At 32.6% G+C, this 19,280-nt stretch carries 15 protein-coding genes; 12 read left to right on the forward strand and 3 right to left on the reverse strand.

Annotated elements, in window-relative coordinates:
- The 10 genes from RG22_RS12695 to RG22_RS12740 all read left to right on the forward strand — a co-directional run bounded on the left by RG22_RS12695 (position 1) and on the right by RG22_RS12740 (position 13,594).
- Entirely contained in the window at positions 1-1,437 is a 1,437-nt protein-coding gene (locus tag RG22_RS12695; protein ID WP_052143734.1) for a sulfatase-like hydrolase/transferase, read from the forward strand.
- A complete protein-coding gene (locus RG22_RS12700) occupies positions 1,430-2,806 on the forward strand; it encodes an arylsulfatase (RefSeq protein WP_052143735.1) in 1,377 nt (458 codons plus the stop codon). Before RG22_RS12695 ends, RG22_RS12700 begins: the two co-directional genes overlap by 8 nt.
- A gap of 256 nt (positions 2,807-3,062) precedes the next feature.
- Positions 3,063-3,746: a sialate O-acetylesterase gene (locus RG22_RS12705; protein ID WP_204244189.1), complete on the forward strand. Its 684-nt coding sequence runs from the start codon at positions 3,063-3,065 to the stop codon at positions 3,744-3,746.
- 317 nt (positions 3,747-4,063) lie between these two features.
- Positions 4,064-6,625: an alkaline phosphatase D family protein gene (locus tag RG22_RS12710; RefSeq protein ID WP_162183651.1), complete on the forward strand. Its 2,562-nt coding sequence runs from the start codon at positions 4,064-4,066 to the stop codon at positions 6,623-6,625.
- Positions 6,626-6,713: 88 nt separating this feature from the next.
- Positions 6,714-7,502, forward strand: a complete 789-nt coding sequence (locus tag RG22_RS12715) for an alpha/beta hydrolase (RefSeq protein WP_156113385.1) — start codon at positions 6,714-6,716, stop codon at positions 7,500-7,502.
- Positions 7,503-7,516: 14 nt separating this feature from the next.
- Positions 7,517-8,158: an NUDIX hydrolase gene (locus tag RG22_RS12720; protein ID WP_034043862.1), complete on the forward strand. Its 642-nt coding sequence runs from the start codon at positions 7,517-7,519 to the stop codon at positions 8,156-8,158.
- Between the two features lie 52 nt (positions 8,159-8,210).
- Positions 8,211-9,008, forward strand: a complete 798-nt coding sequence (locus tag RG22_RS12725) for a lysophospholipid acyltransferase family protein (protein ID WP_034043865.1) — start codon at positions 8,211-8,213, stop codon at positions 9,006-9,008.
- Positions 9,009-9,232: 224 nt separating this feature from the next.
- A complete protein-coding gene (locus RG22_RS12730; RefSeq protein WP_034046079.1) occupies positions 9,233-10,366 on the forward strand; it encodes an FAD-dependent monooxygenase in 1,134 nt (377 codons plus the stop codon).
- A gap of 362 nt (positions 10,367-10,728) precedes the next feature.
- Entirely contained in the window at positions 10,729-13,020 is a 2,292-nt protein-coding gene (locus RG22_RS12735; RefSeq protein WP_034043867.1) for a type IA DNA topoisomerase, read from the forward strand.
- Positions 13,007-13,594: a pseudouridine synthase gene (locus RG22_RS12740; protein ID WP_034043870.1), complete on the forward strand. Its 588-nt coding sequence runs from the start codon at positions 13,007-13,009 to the stop codon at positions 13,592-13,594. The genes RG22_RS12735 and RG22_RS12740 overlap by 14 nt, the downstream gene beginning before the upstream one ends.
- A 114-nt stretch (positions 13,595-13,708) precedes the next feature.
- Here RG22_RS12740 and RG22_RS12745 read toward each other — a convergent pair whose 3' ends face one another.
- Both RG22_RS12745 and RG22_RS12750 read right to left on the reverse strand, forming a co-directional pair.
- Complete coding sequence (locus RG22_RS12745) at positions 13,709-14,350, reverse strand: hypothetical protein (RefSeq protein ID WP_034043873.1); 642 nt, start codon at positions 14,348-14,350, stop codon at positions 13,709-13,711.
- 4 nt (positions 14,351-14,354) lie between these two features.
- Positions 14,355-14,849 carry an RNA polymerase sigma factor gene (locus RG22_RS12750; RefSeq protein ID WP_034043876.1) on the reverse strand — a complete coding sequence of 165 codons (495 nt, stop codon included), beginning with the start codon at positions 14,847-14,849 and terminating at the stop codon, positions 14,355-14,357.
- A gap of 131 nt (positions 14,850-14,980) precedes the next feature.
- Here RG22_RS12750 and RG22_RS12755 point away from each other — a divergent pair, with 131 nt between their 5' ends.
- Positions 14,981-16,258 carry an NAD(P)/FAD-dependent oxidoreductase gene (locus RG22_RS12755; protein ID WP_034043879.1) on the forward strand — a complete coding sequence of 426 codons (1,278 nt, stop codon included), beginning with the start codon at positions 14,981-14,983 and terminating at the stop codon, positions 16,256-16,258.
- A gap of 65 nt (positions 16,259-16,323) precedes the next feature.
- Here the strand turns inward: RG22_RS12755 and RG22_RS12760 are convergent, their stop codons facing one another.
- The gene (locus RG22_RS12760) at positions 16,324-16,992 is read right to left on the reverse strand and encodes a lysoplasmalogenase (RefSeq protein ID WP_034043882.1); all 669 of its coding nucleotides are present in this window, start codon (positions 16,990-16,992) and stop codon (positions 16,324-16,326) included.
- A 133-nt stretch (positions 16,993-17,125) separates the two neighbouring features.
- Here RG22_RS12760 and RG22_RS12765 point away from each other — a divergent pair, with 133 nt between their 5' ends.
- Entirely contained in the window at positions 17,126-19,279 is a 2,154-nt protein-coding gene (locus RG22_RS12765; RefSeq protein ID WP_034043884.1) for a TonB-dependent receptor, read from the forward strand.
- Position 19,280 lies beyond the last annotated feature (1 nt).

Here is a 19,280-nt window from a genome sequence, read left to right on the forward strand (position 1 = left end):
ATGAATTTGAAATTCATTTTTTGCATTCTCATTTTTACTTTAATATTTGGTTGTAAAGAAGAAAAAAAAACATCCTTTAAAGATGCTGAAATTTCGAAGAATAACAAACCTAATATCATTATAATTATTGTAGACGATGCAGGTTATATAGATTTTGGATTTATGGGAAGTGAGGATTTGGAAACACCTAGACTTGATAAATTAGCAAAAAATGGAGTCGTTTTTACAGATGCACATGTTTCAGCTACGGTTTGTGCTCCTTCTAGAGCGGGATTAATTACTGGTAAATACCAACAACGGTTTGGATTTGAAGCGAACGGAACAGGTGGTATAGGATTGGCAGATGATGTTATAACCATTGCCGACGTTTTTAAAAAGAATAATTATAAAACAATTGCATTAGGTAAATGGCATTTGGGAGAATCTGAATCTGATCACCCAAATAAAAGAGGTTTTGATGATTTTTATGGTTTTATAGGTGGAAGTCGGTCCTACTTTCCTCTAGAAAAACCTTCAAAACAATCCTTATTACAACACAATGGGGAACGCATTATTTTTAAAGGTTACTTAACAGATGTTTTAGGTGATGAATCTGCAAGTTATGTTGAAGAAAATCAAGATGAACCTTTCTTTATGTACTTAGCATATAACGCGCCACATACTCCCATGCATGCCAAAGAAGTACATTTAGAAAAATATAAAGACCATCCTAGGAAAAAACTAGCAGCAATGACATGGTCTTTAGATGAAAATATTGGAAAGTTAGTTGACAAACTAGAAGAAACGGACCAACTTGAAAACACACTTATTTTCTTTTTAAGTGACAATGGAGGCTCTCCTCATAACACTTCAGATAATGGTATTTTAAAGGGCTGGAAAGGAAATAAATTTGAAGGTGGACACCGCGTACCCTTCGTTGTACATTGGGGGAAAGAAATTAAAGGGAACCAAACATTTAATGGACTAACATCTTCATTAGACATCTTTACAACTTCCATCGCAGCTGCGGGGATAAAAAACACCTTCGATTTAGATGGTACAAACTTAATCCCGTTTTTAAAAGGAGAACAAACTGGTAATCCTCATGAAAAATTGTTTTGGCGTAAATTGAATGAAGCTGGCGCTCGAATTGGAGAGAAAAAACTCGTGAGACTAAAAGACTATGGTAGCACATACTATGATTTAAAAAGTGATTTGGGAGAAATGTACGATTTAACCAATACCGATTTAAAAACTTCAGACTTTTTACACAAAGAACTAGAATTATGGGAATCAACACTTATTACCCCACTTTGGGACGAAGGAGATTGGATGCCTGTAACCTATCATATTCAACAGCGATTAATGCAAAATAAACAGCTACTCTATAATACACCAGGTTCAAGAAAAAAGTATCTCAAAAATAACCTAAAAAGGGTAAATAAACGATATGACTAAATATTACTTTTTAAGTTTCATTATATTATTTGCTTTTGGAGAAATTTCAATGGCGCAAAATGCTATATCAAAAAAACCAAATATTATCTATATCATGCTTGATGATGCTGGTTATGGCGATTTTAGTGCTTTTGGTTCTAAACATATTAAGACCCCTAATTTTGATAAAATATGTGATGAAGGCATGAAGTTTACACAACATTATTCTGGTTCTGCGGTTTGTGCACCAACAAGAAGTGTTTTAATGACTGGTCTAGATACAGGCCATACGCCACGAAGGGATAATACAGCTAAAAGTAATACCAAAGAACTTATTGAAGCAAACGGAAGACCCCTTGTGTTTTTAGAAGATAAACATTTAACAGTTGCTGAAAGTTTAAAAGAGGCAGGTTATAAAACTGGAGGTATTGGTAAATGGGGATTGGGAAATCCGGGTTCGTCGGGAGTGCCAGAAAATCAAGGTTTTGATTATTGGTTTGGTTATTTAGATCAATTACATGCCCATAATCATTTTTCAGAAGAAATTTGGGAAGACGGAAAAATGATTGAGTTACTAGGGAATATAAATGGTAGAAAAGAACAATATATTCCGTATTTACAGGAAAATAAAACCTTAGATTTTATAAAGAAAAATAAGGATGAACCCTTCTTTTTATATTTAGCATATACTCCACCTCATGGGGAGTATATTATTCCAGAAGAAGATCCGTTTTTTAAACAATATGATGGATTACCAGGTGGTAAAAAAGTGCAACATTATGCAGCCATGGTTACAAGAACAGATTACACGGTTGGAAAAATTATGAATCTACTTAAGGAACTTGAAATAGACGAGAACACCATAGTGTTTTACACATCAGATAATGGTCCCAATCCATTATTTGCAAAAAATATAAACAGCGGAGGTGATTTGCGTGGTATTAAACGCAGCCTCTATGAAGGGGGGATTAGAGCAGCCATGGTCGTTCGTTGGCCAAACGTAATTCCTAAAGGAGAAGTTAGTGATTTTATTTGGGACATGCGTGACTTTTTTCCAACGGCCTGCGAGATTGCAAACACTAAAATTCCTAATGGACTTAGTGGTCAATCTGTTTTAAAAACCTTAAAAGGTAAAAATCAGAAAGAACGTGAGTTTAACTATTGGGAAATTCATTCTCCTTTTCAACAAGCCGTTAGAATGGGAAATTGGAAAGCCATTCGATATGGAACTAAGGAGCCATTGGAATTGTACAACTTAGAGAAAGATATGGCAGAGACAACAAATATTGCTAAACAAAACCCAGAAATTGTTCTGAAAATTGAAAGGTATCTCGAGACTGCTAGAACAGAATCACCATATTTTCCTGCTAAAGAATATGTAAAGCAGTAATTTTAACGGTAATTAAAACACCATGTTAAAAACATTAATACGAAATAATGACCATTTCAAAATATAAAGCGATTGAAGAATTATTTGATACTGTAAAAATACCACCTTCTAAATGAATAATTTAGTAGACAGTCTGGATTTTGTATATGTTAGGCTTTATTAAAATAGAACAGTACAATATTTTTATTAAAGAATTGAAATAAATATATAGATGAATAGTAATACAATGAAAGCAAGTAAAATTTTATTAATATGTTTGACATCATTTATAATGTCATCATGTAACTCAGAACAGGAAGGTAAACATTTATTTATCCTTTCTGGGCAATCTAATATGATAGGTTTAAAACCAGAAGAGTCTTTTACTCCTACCCTTAAAGGTGAGTTTGGAGAAGAAAATGTTATTGTTGTAAAAGATGCATCAGGAGCTAAGCCAATAAGACGTTGGTATAAAGATTGGAAACCATTAAGGGAAGATCACCCCAAGGCTCAACCAGATTTGTACGATACCCTTATGACTAAAGTTAATACAGCTATACAAAATGAAAAAATAGCAACTGTAACATTTATTTGGATGCAAGGTGAACGTGATGCAAGAGAAAAACTTGGAGAAGTATATGAAAGAAGTTTAATAGGACTTTATAAGCAGATAAGTAAAGACCTCGAATTTAAAGATGTAAACTTTTTAATAGGTAGATTAAGTGATTTTGATATGTTAAATGAAAAATACCCTCATTGGACTTTGATAAGAGATGTTCAGGTAAAAGTAGCCAAATCTAATCCGCGCTTTGATTGGATTAATACTGATGACCTTAATGATGGAGTAAATAGAAAAGGAGATGAAATAAAAAATGATTTACATATGTCTGCTGAAGGATATATAGTTATGGGTAAACGTTTTGCAGATAAATCAATTGAACTAATTAAAAATAATAAATAAGAACGTCTGTTTTGTGTAATTAACAGAAGATAATATTAGTGGTTGTATACTGTTTAATCAGTGTAAAGTATCACTATCTATGCAATTAAGCGTTGAAAAATGAAATGAGTAACTATTATAATGATTGGAATTCGAAAAATAAGATTATGGCTTAGATTCTATTAATTGGAAAAATACTCCTTCTCTAAATACACCTATAATAGTTGAATGGTTATAAAAGAAAAGACCAAAACAATAGAACATATGAAGCTAGATATTAAATCAGGATATAAAAATTAATGCAAGAATATAATCTCAAAACAAAAAACAATCTAAAAATGAAACTAAACCAATTTATCAAACTATTAATTATTACACTCATTATTTCAGGTTGTAACAATAACTCTAATGAAATAATTCATAACTGGAACAATGTTGTTAATAGGACTTGGGCCGGTGAAAACTTTTGGGCTAATAGGCTACAAGATTGGGAAGTTGTAGAAGGGAAATTAGTCTGTAGAGAAACTTCTGAAAAAAAGCCAATGCGAACGGTTCATTCTGTTACTTCTAGGCTTGAGAATGAGGGAGATTTCAATATGAGCGTTCAAACTGGTACAACAAATTCTAATGTTAATTTAAGCGATGAAACAGCTTCAGGATTTTTAATTGGAGCTGGAGCATCGATAGATTATCGTGCAGCAGCCTTAATTCATCATAGTCCAGGAAAAGAAGGTGGATACTTTGTTGGTGTAACCCCCAAAGGCAAACTTTTTATTCAAGATTTTAATTCTAAAGAAAAGAAAATATTGATAGAAAAAACCATAAAAAGTCTTCCTCAAACCTATCAAATAAATATTTTAGGAACTCAAAATAATTCAAATTATGAATTGGTTTTAAGCGTTACAGATGATTTAAAGAAAGAATTAGGACAACTTATTTATACGTTAAACAAAGATGACGTAAATGGAAATGTTGCCTTGGTATCTCATCCTGGAAAAGGAAAAAATACAGGTGGCTTTTGGTTTAATAATTGGAAACTCTCTGGAGAAAAATTCAGCAATAATATGGCTCATAAGAGTGGGCCTATAATTACAGCTCAGCATACACTATCAAATAATATATTGAAAATTAATGCACAGCTAATGCCTATTGGTAAAGAGGATAATACTACGGTTAAATTAGAAATAAAACCAAACGAAGTTTGGGAAGAAGTTGGTAGCTCTAAAATTCAAGATCTTTCGTTTAATGCTCTTTTTAGAATTGAAAATTTCAATTACAAGAACAATGTTAAGTATAGATTATCTTATCATTTAAAAGACAATAATCAAATTTTTTATTATGAAGGAATCTTTAGACCGAATCCTGTTGATAAAGAAACCATCATTGTTGTGGGTTTTACTGGAAATCACAATTTGGCTAAAGGTGTTGAACGTGCTCCTTTTAATTGGAAAGAGCAAATTTGGTACCCACATACTCAATTAATAAATAATGTAAAAAAACAAAAACCAGATGTCCTGTTTTTTAGTGGCGATCAAATTTATGAAGGGGCAAGTCCAACTTTTCAAGATTTTAAAAATAAATTTGAAGATTACATGTATAAATGGTATTTGTGGTGTTGGGCTTATTCAGATATTACCAAAGATTTACCAACTATAACTTTACCAGATGATCATGATGTATTTCAAGGAAATGTTTGGGGAGCTGGTGGTGGAAAAATAGATGTAGACACCAAAGGTGGTTATGTTCATGGTATTGAATTTGTAAAAATGGTAGAGCGTACACAAACTAGTCACTTACCAGATCCATTCGATCCAACTCCAATTAAAGGTGGAATAGGTGTTAATTATTCTACGTTTAATTATGGAAGAATAAGTTTTGCAATCATAGAAGATAGAAAATTTAAATCAGGTCCTAACGGATTAGTAACTCCGACAAAATCAGGAAGACCCGATCATGTTATTGATCCGAATTATACTTATGCTATGGCAGATGTTCCCGGTGCAAAATTATTAGGAGATAGGCAATTAAAATATCTTGATTATTGGGCAACAGATTGGAAAGGTGCCGATATGAAAGTGGTATTGTCTCAAACTATTTTTGGCAATATGGCAACGCACCATGGTCCTAATTTAAAGCATATTTATATGGATTTTGACTCTAATGGATGGCCACAAACTGGCAGGAATAAAGCTTTAAGTGCTATAAGAAAAGGGTTTGGGTTCATGTTAGCTGGCGACCAACATTTAGCAACTATTGTAAATCATGGTATCGACGAACAAAATGATGCAGGTTGGTCTTTCTGTGTGCCTTCTATCGCTAATTTTTATCCTAGAGCTTGGCAACCATTTGAAAAAACGGGTAAAAACTATATTGAAGGACTTCAAGATTATACCGGAGAATATCTAGATGGATTAGGAAATAAGGTAAATGTTTATGCCCATACAAATCCCGGGTCTAAATCTGGAATTGAACCAAATGAACTACATGATCGCATGCCAGGTTATGGTATTGTAAAGCTAACTAAAAGCTCTCGAGACATTACCATGGAATGCTGGCCTAGATACGTAGACCCAACAGATCCAACAACTGGGGAACAATATGTCGGGTGGCCAAAAACAATTAACATGGAAGATAATTATGCGAAAAAAGCATATAAATGGTTGCCTACTATAAAAGTTAGTGATGTCAATAACACAGTGGTTCAAGTTGTTAATGAAAATACGAATGAAATTATATATACTTTACGAATTAATGGCAAACAATATGATCCCAAAGTTTTTGAAGACGGAAAATATAGCGTTATTGTGAGTGATCCTGATTTTAATTTGAAAAAAGTGTATAAAGGATTAATTCCACATAAAGAAAAAGCTAGTGAGTCTTTAGAAATTAAGCTTAACTAATTATTATATTATGCGATTAAACCTATGCTTACTTTTGTTTTTTGTAATATCACTTTCCGGAAATTCACAGACACCAATTCAGAACAATATGGAAAGAATCTATTTATGGACAAACAACGCGCCAGAGGAAACGGAAGCTAAGCATGATGCTTTTCAAACGGAAGATATTTCAAATAATGTAACGCGATTAACTAATGTAACTAATCCCATTATGGAGGTTTTTACTCCAGATCCAGATAAAAATAATGGAGCAAGTGTTATTATTTGTCCAGGTGGAGGCTATCAAATTTTAGCAATTGATTTAGAGGGTTATGAAATTGCAAAATGGTTAAATAAGTTGGGTTTCACAGTATTTGTGTTGCAATATAGAGTTCCTGGAAACCAACTAGGAGCTTTAAATGATATTCAAAGAGCTATTAGAATAACAAGAAGCAAATCAAAAGATTATAATTTTAACCCTGAAAAAATAGGAGTTTTAGGTTTTTCTGCAGGAGGAAGCCTATCTGCAAGGGCATCTACCAATTTTAATAAAGAAACCTATAAGAAATCAGATAAAATCGATAAATATTCGTGTAGACCAAATTTTGCAGTTCTCATTTATCCAGCCTATTTAAATAAAGGTGAAAATAATAAGATAACACCAGAATTAACAATTACAGACCAAACACCTCCCATGTTTATATTTGCAACTACAGATGATGCTTATTCAAACAAAGGTTCTTTGGTGCTATCAAAAGCCCTTATGGATTTTAAAATACCTGTTGAACTGCATATATTAGAGTCTGGTGGACATGGGTATGGCTTAAGAAAAGGGAATATAGCCGCAGAAACATGGCCTGTTTTAGCCGAAAAGTGGCTGAAAAATATCATTAAATGAGTATTTTTGTTTGAATGAATTTTGAAGATTTTTTAACAGCCATTTCTAAAATAGAAAAAATACCGCTTCCAGCTGAGGCTTCTCAATTTAAAATGGTGCCTCCGTTTCGTCAAGAATTATTAAGGCGTCAAAAAAAAGCTATTAAAAATGCTAAGAAAGCAGGTGTTTTGGCGTTGTTTTATCCTAATAGAAATGATAAAACAACACTGGTTTTAATATTAAGAAAAACCTATAACGGTGTACACTCAGCACAAGTAGGATTTCCTGGAGGCAAGTTGGAAGACGATGATAAATCGTTGCAGGATGCCGCAGTGAGAGAAACCTTTGAAGAAATTGGTGTGTCTATACACGATATTAAAATTGTTAAACAATTATCTCAAGTTTATATTCCACCGAGTAATTTTTATGTACAACCGTTTATTGGTTTTTCTCAAAACACACCGATTTTTATGAAACAAGAAGATGAAGTTGAGGCGATTATAGAGGTAGAGTTGCAACATTTTTTAGACGATAATCAAGTTATAACCAAAACAGTTTCAACCTCGTATAGTGTTGATGTTGAGGTGCCTGCTTTTAAATTAAATGGTCATGTGGTTTGGGGTGCCACTGCAATGATGCTGAGCGAAATTAAAGACCTGCTAAAACAAATGCTCTAGTTTACAAGATTTAGTACATTTGTGACAACTAACTAATTTTGACGCGTGATTTATGGGATTATTTAAACGAAATCCATTCGGACATATACTTTTTGTAAAAAAATGGCTCATTAGAATACTCGGAGCGATGACTCACAGGCGTTTTCGTGGGTTTAACGAATTACAAATTGAAGGCTCCGAAATTATTAAAACCTTACCCGATACTAACGTACTATTTATTTCCAATCATCAAACGTATTTTGCCGATGTAGTATCTATGTTCCATGTGTTTAATGCAAGTTTAAGTGGACGTACAGATTCTATAAAAAATGTAGGCTATTTATGGAACCCAAAACTTAACATATATTATGTGGCTGCAAAAGAAACCATGAAAGCGGGGTTGCTCCCAAAAATTTTAGCTTATGTGGGGTCTATTAGTATTGAGCGTACGTGGAGAGCAGAAGGAAAAGATGTAAACCGACAAGTAAAAATGAGCGATATTTCTAACATTGGTAAAGCACTCGACGATGGTTGGGTTATTACCTTTCCGCAAGGTACAACTACGCCATTTAAACCCATTCGGAAAGGTACAGCGCACATTATTAAGCGCTACAAACCCATTGTGGTACCCATTGTTATTGATGGATTTCGTCGTTCGTTTGATAAAAAAGGACTGCGTATTAAAAAGAAAAACATCCTTCAAACCTTCGAAATAAAAGAACCGTTAGACATTGATTACGATAAAGAAACTACCGAAGATATTGTAAAAAGAATTGAGTATGCTATCGAGCAACATCCGTCGTTTTTAAAAGTCATTCCACAAAAAGAATTGGAAGCTCAAGAAGAGTTGAATAAAAAACGGGAGTGGTAATTAACGTTATTGCTAGGAACAAGTTAGTCTGTGCTGAGCGTAGTTGAAGCATGGTAATCTGTTAATTTTTAGTTCTATACAACTTAATCTTATTCTTCTCTTTTGTTCTTTCTGATTAATTATTAAATTTAATGAATTGTAAACTTAAGTCGTTTACCAGTGGATATAAACAATTTAAAATAACAATTTATATTTGTCGATTGCCACCAATTAGAACAAACACTATGAACATAGATATTATAGGAGCAGGAATAGGAGGGTTAACTACTGCAATTGCACTTGAACAAAAAGGAATTAAAACAAGAATTTTTGAACAAGCTGAACAAATAAAACCAGTTGGAGCAGGAATTATTTTAGCCAACAATGCTATGCAAGTTTATGAAAAGTTAGGCTTACGAAAAGTAATTGAGGAAAATGGAAATCCAATATCTTCAATAAATATCACCAAATCCAACCTAAATCCAATTTCCAAAATTGACTTGACTTATTTTGAACAAAAACATAATACCAAAAACATTGCAATTCATAGAGGAACACTTCAACAGATATTAATTAACAAATTAAAATCTACCGAAATTAATCTCAACCATAAATTTAATTCAATTGTTGAAAACATAAATGGATGTTTTTTGAAATTTGAAAACGGAGAACAAATTCAATCCTCAACTGTTTTGGGAGCTGATGGACTAAATTCTATTGTTCGCCATAAAATATTTCCAAATAATAGTATAAGAAATGCAAATCAAATATGCTGGAGAGGAATTACGGAATGCCAATTACCGACAAAATTTAGAAACGAATTGAACGAAGCTTGGGGAAAATCCGAGCGTTTTGGTTTTGTTCAAATTGCAGAAAACAAAGTTTATTGGTATGCTTTAAAATCGTTCAAAAAAAATATGAATGAATTTTCTATCAATGATTTAGAACAATGTTTTAACGATTATAATTCATTAATTAAAGACATCATAAAATCAACTAAAAAAGAAAAAATAAATACTGCCGAAATTTCAGATTTAAAACCAACAAACATTTGGTTTAAAGAAAATGTATGCTTAATCGGAGATTCTGCACACGCAACAACCCCAAATATGGGACAAGGTGCTTGTCAGGCTATCGAAGATGCTTTTGTGCTTTCAGAATGTTTAAACAAATATGGGGTTAATAACGCATTTTCGGAATATCAAAAATTACGGTTGCCAAAAGCACATCAAGTAGTTAAAGCAAGTTGGCTTGTTGGAAAAATGGCACATCTTAAAAATCCCATATTAATTAGTTTACGTAATCAAATGTTAAGGTTAACGCCTTCTTCAGTTAATAGAAAACAGAATGAACAAATTTTTCAATTGGTAGAAATATGATAATAACAATATTATCTATTATTTTATTAGTCATTTTTACTTCACTAGGTTTTATACATCTTTATTGGCTTTTTGGTGGAAAACGGGGATTAGAAAAGGTAATCCCAGCAAAAAGCCAATAAAGATGTGTAAAAATAATTACGGTTTAATTGTTAAACCCTAATTAAGTAAATATAAAAAAGGTTTATGTTTAATCGAATAGTTCGTGATTCAAAGCCAACTACTATTCTTATACGAGCCGCTAAACGAACTTCATTTTTTGATAAAACTTTTTGGTTAATAACTCTTAATAAATCCCTTTTAAAAACCACACCAAAAGTCCTATTTTGCAGATTATAATTCAATAGAAAAAAGAAAATAAATTGAAAGTCTGTATTGCCGAAAAACCAAGTGTTGCCCGCGAAATTGCATCTGTTTTAGGTGCGAATACCAAACGCGATGGCTATTACGAAGGCAATGGTTATGCAGTAACCTACACCTTTGGGCATTTATGTACACTTAAAGAACCCAACGATTATAAGCCCTATTGGAAAAGCTGGGACTTAAATAACTTACCTATGCTTCCCGAAAAATTTGAAACCAAAGTGGTCGCAAATTCAGGAATCCAAAAGCAATTTAAAATTGTAAAAAGTTTATTTGATAAAGCCGAATTAGTTATAAACTGTGGTGATGCTGGGCAAGAAGGGGAACTTATCCAACGTTGGGTAATGAATGAAGCCAATTATAAAGGCGAAGTACAACGTCTATGGATTTCGTCGTTAACCACCGAAGCTATTAAAGAAGGTTTTCAAAATTTAAAACCATCAAAAGATTACGATAATTTATATTACGCAGGATTTTCCAGAGCCATTGGCGATTGGTTATTAGGCATGAATGCGACTAGGTTGTACACCGTAAAACACGGTGGTTATAAACAAGTATTGTCGGTTGGCCGTGTGCAAACACCAACCTTAGCCATGGTTGTAAATCGTTTTAAAGAAATCGAAAATTTTAAACCACAACCGTATTGGGAATTACAAACCTTATACCGCGATACACTTTTTAGTTACGAAGACGGACGTTTTCTTAAAAAAGAAGATGGAGAAGCTTTAGCCAATAAAGTAAAAGAAAGCGATTTTGAAATTGAATCGATTACCAAAAAGAAAGGAAAAGAATATGCGCCAAAACTATTCGACTTAACAGGTTTACAAGTGTATTGTAATACCAAGTTTGGGTTTTCGGCAGATGAAACCTTGAAGATTGTTCAGAAATTGTATGAACAAAAAGTAGTAACCTACCCTAGAGTTGATACGACTTTTTTACCAAACGATGTGTATCCGAAAGTGTCAGGTATTCTTCAAAAACTAACAAATTATTCAAAATTAACACAGCCGCTTTTAGGAAAGAAAATAAAAAAATCATCCAAAGTTTTTAATGATAAAAAAGTAACCGATCACCACGCTATTATTCCAACGGGCATCCAAATTAATTTGCAATACAACCAGCAGCAGGTTTACGATATTATTGTAAAGCGTTTTATTTCAGTATTTTATGATGATTGCATCGTGTCGAACACCGCCGTTTTGGGAAGTGCAGCAAAAGTAGTTTTTAAAACCACAGGAAAAGAAATTTTAGAAAAAGGTTGGCGCATTGTTTTTGAAAACCCGAATGCAAAAGAAAAAGAATCGGGGATTTTGCCAACTTTTGTAAAAGGAGAGAAAGGATCACACGAGCCATCGTTTTTAGAAAAAGAAACCAAACCACCAAATCAGTTTACTGAGGCTTCTTTATTACGTGCGATGGAAACTGCTGGTAAACAGGTAGACGATGAAGAATTACGCGATTTAATGAAAGAAAATGGTATTGGGAGACCATCAACGCGAGCTAATATTATTGAAACCCTTTTTAAAAGAAAATACATTAAACGTAATAAAAAGCAGGTGCTGCCAACAGTTACGGGTATTCAGTTGATAGATACAATTCAAAACGAATTATTAAAATCTGCCGAACTTACAGGTTCATGGGAAAAACAATTAAAAGATATTGAAAAGGGCGAGTTTAGTGCAGGTGCATTTATAAAAAATATGAAACGTATGGTAGATGCTTTGGTTTACGAAGTACGAAGCGAAACCAAACGTGCCAACATATCGCAAGCTACGGTAATTAAAAATAGAGCCGCAAAAGCAACGGTTAAAAAGCAAGCAGGAATTACTTTCGAGGTTTGTCCGAAATGCAAAAAAGGACAGCTTTTAAAAGGTAAAACAGCTTATGGCTGTAGTGCTTATAATGATGGCTGTGATTTTGTCTTGCCTTTTAATTTTGCTGAAAAAAAAATATCTGAAAAACAATTTGCGCGATTGCTTCAAAAAGGAAGCACCGTTAATTTAAAAGGCTTTAAAACCAATGCTGGAGCTGTTGAAGGTTTGCTTAGATTTGATGAAAATTTTAAATTAAAATTGGAGCCTAAAAAGACTTTTGCGAAAGCGAAAACAGATGAATTGTCTTGTCCGAAGTGTAAAAAAGGAACGGTTATTAAAGGAAAAACCGCCTACGGATGCAGCGATTACAAATCGGGTTGCGATTTTAAAATGACTTTTGATGTTGTTAGAGTGAAAATAAACGGACAAAAACCAACCAAGGAATTGGTTCATAGTATTTTGAATGGAAGCATTTAAATCCCACCGCCATTTTATAATCTATAAACCTTATGGATATTTAAGTCAGTTTAAAAGTCACGACTCCAAACAACAATCAAAAAAGTTTTTAGGTAGTCTTTATAATTTCCCTGAAAACACTATGGCTATTGGTCGCTTAGATGAAAAATCGGAAGGTTTATTATTGATTACTACCGATGGTAAAATGAGCGATTTTATAAACAGCCAAAAAGTAGAAAAGGAGTATTATGCACAAGTTGATGGTACTATTTCTGCGAAAGCGATAGAGCAATTAAAATCTGGAGTAGAAATTGGTTTTGATGGCAAAAAGTATCAAACAAAGCCATGTAAAGTCGTTAAACTAGGTAAAGTCCCAGAGTTGCCAAAACGCTCTCAGAAAATTCGTGACGATAGACACGGGCCAACATCTTGGGTATCGATTACTTTAAACGAGGGTAAGTTTCGTCAAGTTAGAAAAATGACATCAGTAGTTGGGTTTCCTACGTTGCGGTTGGTTCGTGCTCGGGTTGGGGATATTCAACTTGGATCGATGCAAGTTGGTGATGTTGTTGCCGTTGATGAATTTGTATTGTAGAGATTGATTTGTCATCGTGAGGAACTTTTCGTAACGAGACAATCTGTTTAATATTAGCTAATCTTAAAATTCAATAAAAAAATACCACAGTCGTTCTTCTTTTGTAAAGGCGAATCACACTTCCAACTTTTTAAGCTCTTTATAGTTTCGATTTAAACGCTTTAATAGAATACCATAAACTAACCAATAAAACAGCAGTAAAACCCCAATAGCAACTACTAATAGTAATATAGTAGCGATTATAATGCCTGCGTAAAATTTAAAGGCTTCACCATTTGCTGCGGCTTGATTGACTTGATCTATGACTTGCTGGTCTCTGTCAAACTCTAGAAATAGCACAACTATGGTCGATATAACCAGATAAATTAAATTAAAGGCGACATATTGTTTTACCGTTTTTCTTGTTTTAAGAATGTTTTCCATTAAAACTTTAGCATTGTCTGTTGCCGAAATGGTCTTGTAATTTTTAAAAAACAAATAGAAAAAATAGGCTAAAATAATATAGCCAGTTACCATTAATGGAATAAATACAGCATCGGCATCATACTGATCAAAGCGTTTCATGCTTTCGGTATCTTTTAAGAAAAAAGATATAAAAGTCCATAAAGCAAACTCGAGTAGGCTTATAATAAATATCCATTTTACAATGGAAGACGATTTTTTTAAAATCATCTTATAAATTTCGTTATAAGATAATTTTGGAAATGTATTATCGCCTTTATTCCAGTCTTTTTTTAATAAATCTAATTCATCCATATTGTTACGGATTTAGTATGGTTCTAAGCTTGGTTTTTATTCTATTCATTTTAACACGTGCATTTACCTCGCTAATCCCCATTGTTTCACTAATTTCTCTGTAGTCTTTGTCTTCTAAATACAAGAAAACAAGTGCTTTTTCAATATCATTTAATTGATGTACAGCTTTGTAAAGTACTTTTAATTGCTGCTCTTCAGTATCATCATAATCTTCTGCCTTTATTTTAAACTCAACGCCTTCAAAATCTTGAGTGTTTATACTGCGTTTAGACTTTCTGTAAAGCGTTATAGCTGTATTTAAACCAACACGGTACATCCAGGTGCTAAATTTAGCATCGCCACGAAACTTTGGGTAAGCTTTCCAAAGTTGTATGGTTATCTCTTGAAATAAATCATTATGAGCATCATAGTTATTGGTATACAGCCTACAAACTTTGTGTATAATATTCTGATGCTTTTCTAGCAATTCAACAAAACTATGTTCTAGTTCTTTATTCAATTTGATGGTTTAGTTACTTGGTAAGTAGCTTAAATATTTAAAATGTTACAAGTTGGTTAAAATAATATTTAAAAATAGGGTATAAAAAGCTTAAATAGTATCTTTGCATTTGATAAGTTTTCATCCTTTTTATGAATATTCCCCAATCAAGTTTGTCGAGAGTTGTTATTATTGGAGGTGGTTTTGCCGGTATTAATTTAGCAAAAACCTTAGCTAACAAAAAAGTTCAAGTTGTTTTAATTGACAAGCGTAATTATCATACATTTCAACCTTTATTATACCAAGTGTCTTCTGCTGGTTTAGAACCAGATTCTATTGCTTATCCTTTAAGAAAGGTGATTAAAAAACATAAAAACACTTTTTTTCGTTTAGCAAAAGTTGAAAACATTGATGCTAAAAATCAAGAAATTACTACTAATATAGGAATCTTGAGTTTTGATTATTTAGTAATTGCTACTGGGACAAAAACCAATTATTTTGGTAATAAATCGATTAAAGCCCATAGTATGCCTATGAAAAAGGTTCCACAGGCTTTAAATATTAGAAGCTTAATTTTACAAAATTTTGAAGAAGCTGCTATAACTGATGATAAAGAGCTACGTAAAGCATTATTGAATTTTGTAATTGTAGGTGGCGGTCCAACGGGTGTGGAGCTTGCAGGAGCTATAGCAGAATTAAAAAATCATATCCTGCCTAGAGACTATCGTGATTTAATTCCTGCTGATATGCAAATTTACTTATTAGAAGGTGGTTCGAGAGTGTTGCCATCAATGAGTGAACATGCATCAAAAAAAGCAGCTCGGTTTCTTACTAAACTAGGAGTGCTTGTTCATTGTAATACGTTTGTTAAAGAATATGATGGTAAAAAAGTATCTACTAATTTAAGTTTAGAATTGCAGTCTGAAACTTTAATTTGGGCAGCTGGAGTTACAGGAAATCCAATTACTGGACTTCATGCAGAATCTCTTATTGATCGAGCAAATCGATATAAAGTAAATGCGTTTAATCAAGTAGAAGGTTATACAAATATTTTTGCTTTGGGAGACATTGCTTTAATGCAAACAGAAGACTATCCAAATGGTCATCCACAAGTAGCCCAGCCTGCTATTCAACAAGGCGAGCTTTTAGGAAAAAATTTGGTAAAATTAATTGAAGGAAAACCTCTTAAAAAATTCAAATATAAAGACAAAGGTTCGATGGCAACTGTGGGTAGAAATAAAGCCGTAGTAGATTTAAAGCATTATAAATTTGCAGGGTTTTTTGCTTGGTTTGTTTGGATGTTTATTCATCTGATGGCATTGGTTGGTTTTAGAAATAGGGTAGTGGTTTTCTTTAATTGGTGCTACAATTACATCAATTTTGATAAAGCAGCACGCCTAATTATACGACCATTTCATAAGTTGAAATGATGCTTTAAATATGGATATTTAATCGCATGATTAATAGCTTGTTGATTTGTTGTAATAGATTTTGTCTATTGCTGATTTTTAATACCAAAAACGATAAATAATTGAGCAATTGAGTAGGTAAGCATAATACTGATACTAGAAAAAGGCAATGGCGTATAAAATTTATTTAAAGCCAGTAAACTATCCGAAGTTATAAAAAAAAGCGCACCTAAAAAAACTAAAATACAACTGTTTTTTGATACACTTCCTTTTCTTAAAAATGCAGCAATTGCCATTAATAAAATAACAAACATATATACAATTACTGGTAATAATAAATCATCCAATCCATCCTTTAAAAAGTGAAATAATGTAGTAGCATAAAGGAGTAAAATAACGATAAAAGGTAGTGCATTATTTGCAGTGTTTTTCTTCTTTAAAAACACCAAAACATACATAATGTGTGCTACCAAAAATGCGACTAAACCACCTATAAAAAAGTTAGCAGAGGCATCTACAAACATTAAAAGGATATCGCCTAATAATGAAAATGATAATGCTAAAAGTGTAAACCATTTTGTTTTTGCATCAAGGTTTTGAGAATGCTTCAAAAAGAAAATAATTAACGAAATTAAAATTAAAGGCTTGGTAAAATAATGGTAAGTATTTAAACTTTCAGTGGAGTCGCAAACCAATTCTGCAATAACAATGATTAAGAAAATAAATGAAAATGATTTCTCAGTTTTGGTTAGCATGCAATTATCTATTTATTCAAAAATATTCAATTCATCATTAAAATTTTACAATTCGGTTAGTATTAGTTTTTTCAAAACATGATATGTTTCAATTTTGCTTCATCAATTAAAAACGAACAAACTATTTTACCAAATGAAAAATCTATTATTAATTTTAAGTTTAATTATTTCAACACAGTTTTCTGCTCAAAGTATAATTAACGGAAAAGTTACAGATAATAAAGGCATGCCAATTTCTGGAGCAAATGTTTATTTAGATGGGACTTATGATGGCGGTACAACCAACGATAATGGTATTTTCTCTTTTAAAAGTGAAGAATCTGGAACACAAACCTTAACCGCATCTTTCTTGTCTTTTGAAACGTTTACTATGGTTGGAGATGTTTCATATATGAAAGATTTAACTATTAAACTTAGAGAAGACATTGGTACTTTGGATGCTGTGGTTTTATCTGCTGGAACATTTGCTGCAGGCGATAATAGTAAAGTTAACGTGCTAAAACCATTAGATGTTGTAACTACAGCGAGTGCTTTAGGCGATTTTGTTGGTGCTTTACAGACATTACCAGGTACCACAACAGTTGCTGAAGACGGGCGCTTATTTGTGCGTGGCGGTGAAGCTGAGGAAACACAGATTTTTATTGACGGTATTCGTGTATTTACACCGTATTCACCAACTACAAATAACACACCAACTCGTGGACGCTACTCACCATTTTTATTTGATGGTATCACCTTTTCTACGGGTGGTTATTCAGCAGAGTTTGGTCAAGCGTTATCAAGTGTATTGTTGTTAAATACTATTGACGAACCCGATCAAGAAAAAACCGATATAGGTGTTATGAGTGTTGGCGCAACACTTGGTAATACCCAAAAATGGGATAAAAGTTCTATTAGCGTTAATGCATCTTACATAAATTTAGCGCCTTACAATGCTGTTTTTTCTAGTAGAAATGATTGGAAAAAACCTTTTGAGACCCTTTCTGGAGAAGCCGTATTTAGAAAGAAAACAGATTCAGGATTATTTAAACTTTATGGTGCTTTTGACACTACAAATTTTGAATTAACTCAAGAAGATATTAATTATAGCGAAGGTTTATATTTTAAACTAAAAAACAAAAACTTATATGTTAATGGTTCATATCAAGGTGTCTTGAATGACAATTGGACTTTATTTGGAGGTTTAAGCTATACTCACGGAAATAACAATATCAATATAATGGATAGTGATATTAAAGATTCAGAAAACTCAATACACGCAAAACTTAAATTTAAAAATAGAATAAGCAACCGCTTTAAATTTTACTTTGGAGCTGAGTATTTTGCAACAGATTTTGATGAAACTTATGCCGATGATTTAGTTAATCCTGTAAGCTATGGTTATAACGATAATATTGCAGCAGCATTTGCAGAGGCAGATATTTTCTTATCTAAAAAACTAGCTTTTAAAACGGGATTACGCGCAGAATACGTTGAGCTTTTTAAAGATTTCACTTTAGCTCCTAGATTGTCGTTTGCTTATAAAACTTCAGGCAAAAGTCAATTGTCATTAGCATATGGTAATTTTTATCAAAATCCATCAAATTATATTTTGAAGTTTAATCAAAATTTAAAACCACAAAATACATCACATTACATTTTTAACTATCAATATAATGCGGATAGAAAAATATTCAGGGCTGAAGCTTATTACAAGAAGTATGATAATTTAGTGAAGTTTAATGATGAGTTTCCAGATTTTAATAGCACTTATAATAATGAAGGTAATGGTTTTGCAAAAGGTATCGATTTCTTTTGGAGAGATAGTAAAAGCATCAAGAATTTTGATTATTGGTTAAGCTATTCGTTTTTAGATACTAAACGCGATTACAGAAACTATCAAGCTAAAGCGCAGCCAAATTTTGCGAATACCCATAATCTATCGTTAGTTGGTAAATATTGGATTAACGATTGGCGCAGTCAAGTTGGGTTTAGTTATGCGTTTGCTTCTGGCAGAACATATATCAATCCTAACGAACCAGGATTTTTAAATAACAAAACAAAAGCTTATAACAGTTTAAGTATTAATTGGGCGTATTTGATAAGTCCGCAAAAAATCCTGTATGCTTCAGTAAACAACGTATTAGGTTTTAAAAATGTTAACGGTTATCAATATGCCAATACGCCAAATGTAAACGGTGATTTTGAAAGACGTACGTTGCAGCCTGCAGCAGATCAATTCTTTTTTGTTGGTTTCTTTTGGACGATTAGTGAGGATAAAAAAAGCAACCAATTGGATAATTTATAGA

Origin of the sequence: Wocania ichthyoenteri Th78 (genome assembly GCF_000789235.1) — a bacterium.
GTDB lineage: Bacteria > Bacteroidota > Bacteroidia > Flavobacteriales > Flavobacteriaceae > Wocania_A > Wocania_A ichthyoenteri.

Coding starts and splice junctions, on each gene's coding strand:
- RG22_RS12695 (WP_052143734.1), top strand. CDS start 1: ATGAATTTGAAATTCATTTTTTGCATTCTCATTTTTACTTTAATATTT.
- RG22_RS12700 (WP_052143735.1), top strand. CDS start 1,430: ATGACTAAATATTACTTTTTAAGTTTCATTATATTATTTGCTTTTGGA.
- RG22_RS12710 (WP_162183651.1), top strand. CDS start 4,064: ATGAAACTAAACCAATTTATCAAACTATTAATTATTACACTCATTATT.
- RG22_RS12715 (WP_156113385.1), top strand. CDS start 6,714: ATGGAAAGAATCTATTTATGGACAAACAACGCGCCAGAGGAAACGGAA.
- RG22_RS12720 (WP_034043862.1), top strand. CDS start 7,517: ATGAATTTTGAAGATTTTTTAACAGCCATTTCTAAAATAGAAAAAATA.
- RG22_RS12725 (WP_034043865.1), top strand. CDS start 8,211: ATGGGATTATTTAAACGAAATCCATTCGGACATATACTTTTTGTAAAA.
- RG22_RS12730 (WP_034046079.1), top strand. CDS start 9,233: ATGAACATAGATATTATAGGAGCAGGAATAGGAGGGTTAACTACTGCA.
- RG22_RS12740 (WP_034043870.1), top strand. CDS start 13,007: ATGGAAGCATTTAAATCCCACCGCCATTTTATAATCTATAAACCTTAT.
- RG22_RS12745 (WP_034043873.1), bottom strand. CDS start 14,350: ATGGATGAATTAGATTTATTAAAAAAAGACTGGAATAAAGGCGATAAT.
- RG22_RS12755 (WP_034043879.1), top strand. CDS start 14,981: ATGAATATTCCCCAATCAAGTTTGTCGAGAGTTGTTATTATTGGAGGT.
- RG22_RS12760 (WP_034043882.1), bottom strand. CDS start 16,992: ATGCTAACCAAAACTGAGAAATCATTTTCATTTATTTTCTTAATCATT.
- RG22_RS12765 (WP_034043884.1), top strand. CDS start 17,126: ATGAAAAATCTATTATTAATTTTAAGTTTAATTATTTCAACACAGTTT.